This is a genomic window from Dactylosporangium sp. NPDC005572, assembly GCF_040605515.1.
Classification (GTDB): Bacteria; Actinomycetota; Actinomycetes; order Mycobacteriales; family Micromonosporaceae; genus Dactylosporangium.
The window spans coordinates 1-4,549 of the sequence record NZ_JBEXCY010000392.1 but is presented as its reverse complement, the minus strand read 5'-3'; the positions used below and the strand labels follow the sequence as shown (position 1 = coordinate 4,549).

The following is a 4,549-nucleotide window of genomic DNA, read 5'->3' as shown; positions in this document are numbered from 1 at the left end:
TCGGGCTGATCACGGCGTCCGGCGGTGGTCTGACCCTCGACGACCTGGCGCATCTCGCGCAGCCCCTCGGCGATCCGCCGGTGCGCGGCGCGGCGCTCGGCCGGCGTCGCCAGCTGGACGGCCGCCGCGCGCTCGAGCGCGGGTCCGGCCGCGTGCTCCAGCGCGGCGTCGAGCGGTGGCAGCTCGTCCCGGCGTTCGCTGTACACCTGGAGGAGCCGAGGGCTCAGGCGTGGCGGATCCGGCACCGGGTCCGTGCCGGCGGCCTCCCGGTCGGTGAGCGTCGTGGCGAGCTCGAGCAGCGCCAGGGGATTGCCCTGCGCGTCCTGCAGGAGTTTCTCGTGTACCGCGGGTGCCAGTCCCGCCCGCTGCTGTGCGAGCAGCGCGCCGGCCGCGGCGGCGGGCAGCGGCGGCACCTCGAGGACCGGGATGCGCAGCTCGTCGAAGCAGCTCGCGGCGCCGTCGCGGGCGGCGGCCAGCACGACCACGTCGTGCCGCAGGCGCCGCACGGCGAACCCGAGCACGGCCGCGCTCTGCGGGTCGACGCGCGGGACGTCGTCGACGAGCAGCAGCAGCGGCCCGCCGGCGGCGGCCTCGTCGAGCAGCGCGAGCACGCGGGTGGCGACGGCGAGCGGGTCGCGGGTGGTGCCGACCGGGTCGGGGCTCAGCGGGTACACCAGCTGATGCACGGCGGCGAACGGGATGTCGTGCTCGAACCCGACGGCGTCGGCCCGCAGCACCGTGCGCCGCGCGGCCTGTCCGGCGGCCGCGGCCGCGTCGAGCAGTGCGGTCTTGCCGGCACCGGGCGCACCGCGCAGGAGCAGCGCGCCGTGACCGGCGTCGAGCAGTTCACGGATCCGGCGCAGCTCCGCGTCGCGCCCGATGAGGTGCGCGGTCATGGTGGGGTTCTCCGTCCGGGACTCGAAGGGGGCTCCCCGGGTGCAGCGCCCACACGCGCCGGGCTATTCCGGCAATGCCGTCAAATGACTCATGTCCGGCGGGTCCGAGCGGCTCAATGTTGAAGCATCACGTTGTACCGAAGGAGCAGCCGGATGACCACTCTCGCCGATCCCAGTGTCGTTGTTCCCACCTGCCGTCCGCGGCCCGCCACCCCGCACCGCAGCACGTCGTGCGCCCGCGACTTCGTCGTGCCGGGCGGCCCGGCCGGCGAGACGTGGTTCCGCCTCTTCCGCCCGCCGGGCGACGGGCCGCTGCCGGTCGTCGGCTACGTCCACAGTGGATTCCGCGACCGGGCGACCCAGCGCCGGGCGCTGCGCCTGGCCGCCGAGGTCCACGCGGCGGTCGTTGTCGTGGACTACTCCCTGGCGCCGACGGCCCGGGTGCCCGTGGCCCTGGAGGAGGACTACACCGCGCTGGCCTGGCTGGCCGCGCACGGCGCCGAGTACGACCTGGACGGGGGCCGGGTCGCGCTGAGCGCGGACCCGGACGAGGCCGACCGCGCGGACGACCTGATGCTGCTGGCCGACCGCCGCGGCGGCCTGCCGCTGTCGGCGCACGTCCTGTGGACCCCGTCGGCGGCGCCGGTCCTGCGGGCCGCGCTCGCGGCCTAGACGACGTTGCGGCGGGACCGTTCGCGGGCCTGGGCGGTGCGGGGCATCCGCGACTCGCGCAGCCAGCCGCCGGTACCGCAGTCGGGACAGGTCCGCACCGTGCCCAGGGCGGCGCCGCCGGCGCCGTGGCGCTCGACCTCGTGCGTCTCGACGAGCGGAGCGCCGCAGGCCGGGCAGCGCTCGGCGGTCGTGGCGATCGTCGTGTACGCCACCGTGTCGGTCGTGTAGCGGATCGTCGACCAGGACTGTTCGTCGTCGATGCGCAGGCCGGGGTTGCGCGGCGCCCCCGCGAACGGCCCGGTGTCGGCGTGCGACACCGCGCTTGCCACGCCGCCCAGGAACCGCAGCCGGCGGCGGAACCAGTCCATCATCGCGATGCCTCCAGCAGCAGTACCGGCAGCAGGGCGTCCGACACGGCCCCCGCGTCGAGCGCGGGGTCGGCCGCGGCCAGCAGCGCGAGGCCGCCGCCGAACGCCCCGAGCGCGACGACCAGCTCGGGGATCGGCACGGCCGGGCGGACCCCGAGCCGCGGGCAGTGCTCGGCGAGCAGCCCGGCGAGCGCCGCGTCGAGCCGGTGCTGGAGGGCGACCAGCCGGGCGGCGTGCTCGGGCTGGTTGGCGACCGCCGCGAGATACTCGGCGCCCACGACGGCCCACCGCGCGACGTCGTGCTCACCGACCAGACCCGCCGCGCCCTCCTCGTCCGCACCGACCGGTCCGGGCGCCCGCTCCCCGGCCTCGGCGGGCGAGGTGGTGGTCGCGGTCCCGGTGCGGCGGGCGAAGCGGGCCGGGTCCAGCGCGGTCAGGAGGTCCGCCCGGGTCCGGGCCGCCGCGAAGGCCGCGGTCAGCGCCGCGAGGTGGGCGTCGGCGGTGGCGTCGAGGATCGCCTGCCAGAGTCCTTCCTTGCCGCCGAAATGCTTGTACACGGCGCCGCGGGTGTACCCGGCCGCGGCGGCGACCTCGTCGACCGTCGCCGCCAGGAAGCCCTGCCGCAGGAAGACCACCCGCCCCGCGGCGAGCAACCGCGCGTGGGTGCGCTCCTGGGTCTCCGCCCGCGAGAGCCGCGGCACTTTCATGCAGTGACACTCATTCAGTGACACTCCGTTTCTGGATACGCGATGTTACCAAGCGGTCCGCCACCTGCGCCACCACGGTCGTCGCGACGAGGAAGAGGGCGGCGGCGAGCAGCAGCCGTACCTCCGGGTACGTCGGCGGCGGCACCCAGGCGAACACGGTCGCGGCCGCGCCGGCCGTGCCCGCCACCCCGAGCGAGACCAGCCAGCCCCGCCTGGTCCCCGTCGCCCCGAGGCCGCCCGCGACCGACCGCAGGGCGAGCACCAGGGCCGCCCCGGCGACGCACGCCGCGGCCACGGCGGTGAGCCACGGGTTCCCGAGGTCGAGCGCGTACCGGATCGGCAGCGCCGGCACGAAGAACACCGCGACGAACCAGCCCAGCCCGGCCGCGACGGTCCCGGCGGCGGGCCCGGCCGCCGCGGCGGGCAACCGTTCGCCCCACCGGTCGGCGCCGGCAAGGACGGCACCGGCGACGAGCGCGACGGGCAGCAGCCCCGGAAGGTGCCCGAGGTTGTACAGCAACGCCGTGTCGTACACGACCAGCACCAGCATGCCGATCGCCGCCACGGCCAGCACGGCGAGCAGCACCTGCCCGGCGGTCGCCGGACCGCGGGCGCCGTCGGGAGCGACCCGCACCCACCGCCCGACGGCGAGCGGGGTGAGGACCCCGGAGACGGCCCGCAGCATCAGGTCGTCGTACGTCCACGGGTTGAACAGCCCCCACTCGACGAGGCTGAACACGATGGTCCAGGCGGCACACGCGGCCCAGAGCACGGCCGGCGAGGCCAGCCCACGGGCAAGCCCCGGGGCGAGCCGCCGCGCGGCGCAGAGGTAGGCAAGGATCACGAACGGCAGCTCGAGCACCGCCTGCGCCCGAAGCACGGTCCAGCTCAGCAGCTCCGGCGCCGGGAACAGTTCGGCAACGGACCGCACCAGACTCCCGCCGGCCAGGTCGAACCACCCGGCCGGCAGGTACCGGGCCACGAACCCCGGGTCCCCACCGTGCACCCGCACCACGTACACGGTGAACAGCACCTGATTGAGGTAGATCGCGGCAACGACACCGGCAAGACACCACCCGGCAGCGACGGTGCCGCCTGCTCCGGGCCGGCTCCGGACAGCGAGCGGCACACCACCCACCACGGACCCGACCACGAGCAGATCGACAGCGGTCCCGACGCTGATCATGCGCGCACGCTACCGTCGCCCGACGGCCCTCGTCCGCCCCGCACCGCCCAGGTGTCGGTCAGGCCTCGCGGGCGGCGGCGTCCAGGACGGCGGCGATGGCGGACGGGGCGATCGGGGTGGCCGGGTCGTCGCGGTAGCGGCGCACGGCCTGGGGGATCGCGGCCAGCCGGGGCGCGCGGGCGAGGGCCCAGGCAGCGGCCGGGAGCTTGCCGCAGTGGACGCCCTCCACGCCGAACCGCCAGATGCGGCAGGCGGTGAGGACCATGTGCGCGGCACTCTCGTCGTCATCGGTGAGGCCGCGCCACCGGTCGAGCCAGTACCGCCCGCGGTCGCGCACCCACGCCGCCGGCACCGGTCCGAGCACGGCCGCGGGTCCGGCGCCGAGCAGCGCGCGGCCGGAGGCGCGGGCCACGGACAACTCCGCGACGAGGTCGGCGTCGGCGGGCGCGCCGACGGTGACCTCGACTCCGGACCGGTACCGCCCGACGTGCAGCTCCAGCGCCGGCGCCGGCCCGGGCGCACCGGCCACGTCCGCGGTCACGACGTGCAGGTCGATCCCGCTCGCCCCGCCGGTGTCCGCGCCCCGGACGAGCGCCTCCAGCGCCACCACTTCCGCCGCGGTGAGCCGGCCACCCCGGGCGCCCGCTCCGCTGTCGCCGGTGCCCGCGTCGCGGGCGGCGGCCGCCAGTAGTGCTCCCTCGGCCGCGGTGGGCCGGCTGC

At 76.6% G+C, this 4,549-nt stretch carries 6 protein-coding genes; 1 reads left to right on the top strand and 5 read right to left on the bottom strand.

Annotated elements, in window-relative coordinates; all coding sequences use genetic code 11:
- On the bottom strand, window positions 1-896 hold an 896-nt coding region (locus tag ABZS66_RS60625), incomplete at its 3' end, for an ATP-binding protein (protein ID WP_354773920.1).
- Window positions 897-1,049: 153 nt separating this feature from the next.
- On the opposite strand from ABZS66_RS60625, the gene ABZS66_RS60620 reads away from it, so the two are divergent.
- Complete coding sequence (locus tag ABZS66_RS60620) at window positions 1,050-1,568, top strand: alpha/beta hydrolase fold domain-containing protein (RefSeq protein WP_354773918.1); 519 nt, start codon at window positions 1,050-1,052, stop codon at window positions 1,566-1,568.
- Here the strand turns inward: ABZS66_RS60620 and ABZS66_RS60615 are convergent.
- The 4 genes from ABZS66_RS60615 to ABZS66_RS60600 all read right to left on the bottom strand — a co-directional run.
- Window positions 1,565-1,939 (bottom strand): zf-TFIIB domain-containing protein, encoded by a 375-nt coding sequence (locus ABZS66_RS60615; protein ID WP_354773916.1) that lies wholly within the window; start codon window positions 1,937-1,939, stop codon window positions 1,565-1,567. The two genes, ABZS66_RS60620 and ABZS66_RS60615, sit on opposite strands and share 4 nt — an antisense overlap.
- Window positions 1,936-2,643, bottom strand: coding sequence for a helix-turn-helix domain-containing protein (locus ABZS66_RS60610; protein WP_354773914.1), 708 nt, complete (start codon window positions 2,641-2,643; stop codon window positions 1,936-1,938). Before ABZS66_RS60610 ends, ABZS66_RS60615 begins: the two co-directional genes overlap by 4 nt.
- Before the next feature lie 10 nt (window positions 2,644-2,653).
- Window positions 2,654-3,829 (bottom strand): hypothetical protein, encoded by a 1,176-nt coding sequence (locus tag ABZS66_RS60605; RefSeq protein WP_354773912.1) that lies wholly within the window; start codon window positions 3,827-3,829, stop codon window positions 2,654-2,656.
- Between the two features lie 58 nt (window positions 3,830-3,887).
- The coding region (locus ABZS66_RS60600) for an aminoglycoside adenylyltransferase domain-containing protein (protein WP_354773910.1) at window positions 3,888-4,549 on the bottom strand (662 nt) is incomplete at its 5' end.